General features: G+C 73.6%; 5 protein-coding genes. 3 read left to right on the top strand and 2 right to left on the bottom strand.

Annotated features, from left to right (window positions below; genetic code table 11):
- Positions 1–379 precede the first annotated feature (379 nt).
- The 3 genes from OP86_RS32215 to OP86_RS32205 all read left to right on the top strand — a co-directional run bounded on the left by OP86_RS32215 (position 380) and on the right by OP86_RS32205 (position 2,858).
- On the top strand, positions 380–1,147 hold the full coding sequence (locus tag OP86_RS32215) for a VC0807 family protein (RefSeq protein ID WP_033334386.1): 768 nt from the start codon (positions 380–382) through the stop codon (positions 1,145–1,147).
- A 117-nt stretch (positions 1,148–1,264) separates the two neighbouring features.
- A complete protein-coding gene (locus OP86_RS32210) occupies positions 1,265–2,008 on the top strand; it encodes a tyrosine-protein phosphatase (protein WP_051831170.1) in 744 nt (247 codons plus the stop codon).
- An 88-nt stretch (positions 2,009–2,096) separates the two neighbouring features.
- The gene (locus tag OP86_RS32205) at positions 2,097–2,858 is read left to right on the top strand and encodes a Clp protease N-terminal domain-containing protein (RefSeq protein ID WP_030057171.1); all 762 of its coding nucleotides are present in this window, start codon (positions 2,097–2,099) and stop codon (positions 2,856–2,858) included.
- 69 nt (positions 2,859–2,927) lie between these two features.
- Here the strand turns inward: OP86_RS32205 and OP86_RS32200 are convergent, their stop codons facing one another.
- Positions 2,928–3,419, bottom strand: coding sequence for an NUDIX domain-containing protein (locus OP86_RS32200; protein WP_063832507.1), 492 nt, complete (start codon positions 3,417–3,419; stop codon positions 2,928–2,930).
- Between the two features lie 70 nt (positions 3,420–3,489).
- The gene (locus tag OP86_RS32195; RefSeq protein ID WP_051831166.1) at positions 3,490–3,924 is read right to left on the bottom strand and encodes a nuclear transport factor 2 family protein; all 435 of its coding nucleotides are present in this window, start codon (positions 3,922–3,924) and stop codon (positions 3,490–3,492) included.
- Between the last annotated feature and the right edge of the window lie 62 nt (positions 3,925–3,986).

Genomic DNA, 3,986 nt, shown 5'->3' with positions numbered 1-3,986 from the left:
CGGCGGCGGGGCGGAGGGGGGTACTGGTCCGGGCCGTCCGACGGAACTGCCGGTGCCCGCTCCTGGGCGTTCTGCACTCTGCACCCGCCACATGATGCGCCATTCGGGCGACCGGATCGGCCCCGGTCGAAGGACCTGGGGCGGGGTCGAGCGGTTCTGCACCGTCCGCCGCCTGGGCTCCCCGGGCCGCGAGCCGTGCTCCCTCCCCTCCACCTCTCAGGAATAACTGCAGGTCGGAGGCGGTGTCACGGCGCGCACCATGACAGCTGTCACACGGATCCCGCAACGGACGACACTGCTCCGGCGGAGGGTCGGCCGGAAAGACTGGAGGCACGACGCGGGCAGGGGCCCGCGGCCACCAGCCGGGGAGGAACCCACCGTGAGCCAGACCGTCAGCGCCGCCGCCGTCACCGCCACCGTCGCCGCTCCCGTCACCGCTCCCGCTCCCGCTCCCGTGAAGCCCGCCGGCGCCGCCGCCCACGCCAAGGCCTCCAACCCGCTGGCCTCCGGCCTCCGCCCGCTGGCCCTCGACGTGGCCGCCCCGCTGGCCGGCTACTACCTGCTGCACTCGGCCTGCGGCCTGAGCGAGTTCGCCGCACTGGCCTGGAGCAGCGCCTTCCCGGCCGCCCGGACCGTCCTCGGCCTGCTGCGCGAGCGCTCGCTCAACCTGTGGGCCGCGCTGATGCTGACCGTCAACGTGGCGGGCCTGGCGCTGACCTTCGTCACCGGCGACGCCCGGCTGATGATCGCCAAGGACGGCGGGCTGAGCGGCACCGTGGCCATCGCGATCCTGGTCTCCGCGCTGATCGGCCGGCCGGTGATGAGCCCGATGCTGATGCCCTTCGTCACCAAGGGCAAGCGGGACCGCGCCGCCGCCTGGCAGCGGCTGGCCGAGGGGCGGGCGGCCGCGTCGCGGGCGTTCCGCCGCCACGAGCGGATGTTCTCGGTCATCTGGGGCACCGCGCTGCTGGCCGAGTGCGTGGCCCGGGTGGTCGGCGCCTTCACCCTGCCGGTCTCGACCATGGCCTGGCTGTCCACCGTGTTCCTGATCGGCGCGATCGTGGCCGGTTCGATGCTCGGTCAGACCGCCGTCGAGCCGATGGCGAAGCTGGTCGGCGCCGAGGCCGAGGCCCCGACCGCCGCCTGAACAGCGGGGGCCCATCGGGGGCCCACCGGTCGAACGGCCAGGAACCATCCCGATCTCCCGGGAGTCCTTACATAACGAGGGGGTAACGGGACCCCCTGCGAGGAAACGGGGAGCCCCATGTACCGGACGACGGACGCGCTGATCACCGCCGAGGACCGCACCCTCGTCTGGGACGGCTGCCTGAACGTCCGCGACCTGGGCGGACTGCCCACCGCCTCCGGCCGGCCCACCGCCCGCGGCGCGATAGTCCGGGCGGACAACCTGGACCGCCTCACCGCCGAGGGCTGGGACGCCCTCCTCGACCACGGCGTCCGCACCGTGGTCGACCTGCGCAACGCCGAGGAGTACAAGCCGCTCCTCCCGCTCCCCGAGGGCGTCGACCTGGTCCGCGTCCCGCTGGACGAACTCGCCGGCCCCGCCTGGTGGAAGGCCCACGGCCGACTGGACGGCACCCCGCTCGCGCTCCGCCCGTACCTGGACCACTGCCCGCACGCCGCCGCCGCGCTGATCACCGCGATCGCCGGCGCCCGCCCCGGCGGCGTGGTGGTGCACTGCGGCGCCGGCCGTGACCGCACCGGCCTGGCCGCCCTGCTGCTGCTCGCCCTGGCCGGGGCCGACCGGGCCACGATCGCCGAGGACTACCTGCTGAGCGCCCCCAACGTCCGTCCGCTGTACGGGATGCTGGGCCTGCCGGACCCGTACCGCCGGATCGACGCGGTGCTCGCCGAGGCCGGGACGACCGCCGAGGCCGCCCTGGCGTCCGCGCTCGACGGGCTCGACCCGGTCGGCTACCTGCTCGCGGCCGGCGTCACCCCCGGGCGGATCGCCGCCGTCCGGGACAGGCTGCTGCCCGCCGCATAGGACGGCCGCCGAAGCCTCCACGAAAGCCTCCACCGATCATCGTCAACCGATGGTTGACGATGTCGCATCGACAACCTACGGTTGACGCATGGAGAATCCCGTTGTTCCCAGCACCACTCCGCTGCGCCTCGACGACCTGATCGCGGCCATCAAGAAGATCCACCCCGACGCGCTGGACCAGCTCTCCGACGCGGTCATCGCCGCCGACCACCTCGGCGACCTCGCCGACCACCTCATCGGCCACTTCGTCGACCAGGCCCGCCGCTCCGGCGCCTCCTGGACCGACATCGGCCGCAGCATGGGCGTCAGCAAGCAGGCCGCCCAGAAGCGCTTCGTCCCCAAGGACCCGGGCGCCCCGAACGACCTCGACCCCAGCCAGGGCTTCAGCCGGTTCACGCCCCGGGCCCGCAAGGTCGTGGTGGCCTCGCAGGAGGAGGCCCGGAAGGCGTGCAACGCCGAGATCACCGCCGAGCACATCCTGCTCGGCCTGCTCGCCGAGCCCGAGGGCATCGCGGTCAAGGCCCTCGCCGCCCAGGGCGTCACCCCGGAGGCCGTCCGGACGGCGACCACCGCCGTCCTGCCGGCCGCCGTGGAGCAGACGCCGCCCGCGCTGATCCCGTACGACGGGCAGGGCAAGAAGGTGCTGGAGCTGACCTTCCGCGAGGCGCTCAAGCTCGGGCACAACTACGTCGGCACCGAACACATCCTGCTCGCGCTGCTGGAGCAGGAGCACGGCGAGGGCGTGCTCGCCGGACTGAAGGTCGACAAGTCCGAGGCGGAGACCTTCATCTCGGAGGCCATCGCCGCCATCATCGCCGCCCGGAACGCGGAGTCCGAGCAGCAGCAGTGAGGATCCGGCCGCCTCGCCTCGGGCGGAACTCCCGCCCGAGGCACGGCGGTTGACTGTTAGGACCTGACCCTAGAACCCGGAGACGTGCGTGGTCACGATCCGGACCCGGCCGTCGGCGGCCGCCGCCAGCGCCGCCCGCAGCCGGGCCGAACGGGCCGGGCCGAGCAGCTCCAGCGCCTCCTCGACGGAGGCCCAGCGGTAGTCGTCCAACTCACCGGCCGGGACGGTCACGGGGGTGCCGTCCGCAACGGTGCCGAAGTCGAACATGAAGTGCTCGGCCGGGTGGTCGAGCTCGGCCGAGGGGTGCGTCCAGGAGATGGCCAGCAGCTCGCCGGCCGTACCGACGATGCCGGTCTCCTCCGTCAACTCCCGTGCGGCGCACTCCACCGGGCCCTCGCCGAGGTCGATCGTGCCGCCCGGGAACTGCCAGTGCTCGCGGTACCCGGCCTTCACGATCAGCACCCGGCCGGACTCGTCCCGCAGCAGGCAGCCCGCCGCCGCGTAGATCCTCGGCAGCGACGCCAACCATTCCTCGCGCGACTTCAAGGGCTCAGCCGTCACTGCGGTCCTCCTGGGGCAGGGTGGGTTCGACGGCCCCACTCTGCCACCGACGCGCCGAGGCGGGAGCGGGCTACGCGGCCGCCAGCCGGGGCGGCAGGCCGAACAGCGGGAAGAGCACGTCGGTGTCGAGGAAGTTGGTGAACCCGGTGATCCGCCCCTCCGACACCTCCGGCACGATCAGCGCCCACGGCTCGTGCCCGCCGTCCGGGCTCGGCCGGTACTGGCCGAAGGCCGGCCCGCCGTTGGCCGTCACCGGGAGCAGCCGCGAGCCGCGGCACCCGTGCCCGGGGCCCAGCATCCAGGCCCGGATCTCCTCCCGCCCCTGCAGCCACATCGCGAACGGCGGCATGTTGAGCGTGACGTCCTCGCGCAGCAGCGCGGCGAGGCCGTCCATGTCGTACGCCTCGAAGGCACGGACGTAGCGGTCCAGCAGCTCGCGGTGCTCGTCGTCGAGGGTGGAGGCGGAGGCGGGCGCGGGGGGGTGGGGGGTGGCGGTCGGGCCCACCGGGCGCGCGCGTGCGCTCGTGCTTTTTTTTTGTGGGGGTGCCCTGCAGCGCGCTGTTGACC

This window comes from Streptomyces novaecaesareae (genome assembly GCF_000716875.1).
Taxonomy (GTDB): Bacteria; Actinomycetota; Actinomycetes; order Streptomycetales; family Streptomycetaceae; genus Kitasatospora; species Kitasatospora novaecaesareae.
This window is presented reverse-complemented; position numbering and strand designations above follow the sequence as displayed.

Bases quoted from the DNA above. Each gene is read 5' to 3' on its own strand.
- OP86_RS32210 (WP_051831170.1), top strand. From the start codon at position 1,265: ATGTACCGGACGACGGACGCGCTGATCACCGCCGAGGACCGCACCCTC.
- OP86_RS32205 (WP_030057171.1), top strand. From the start codon at position 2,097: ATGGAGAATCCCGTTGTTCCCAGCACCACTCCGCTGCGCCTCGACGAC.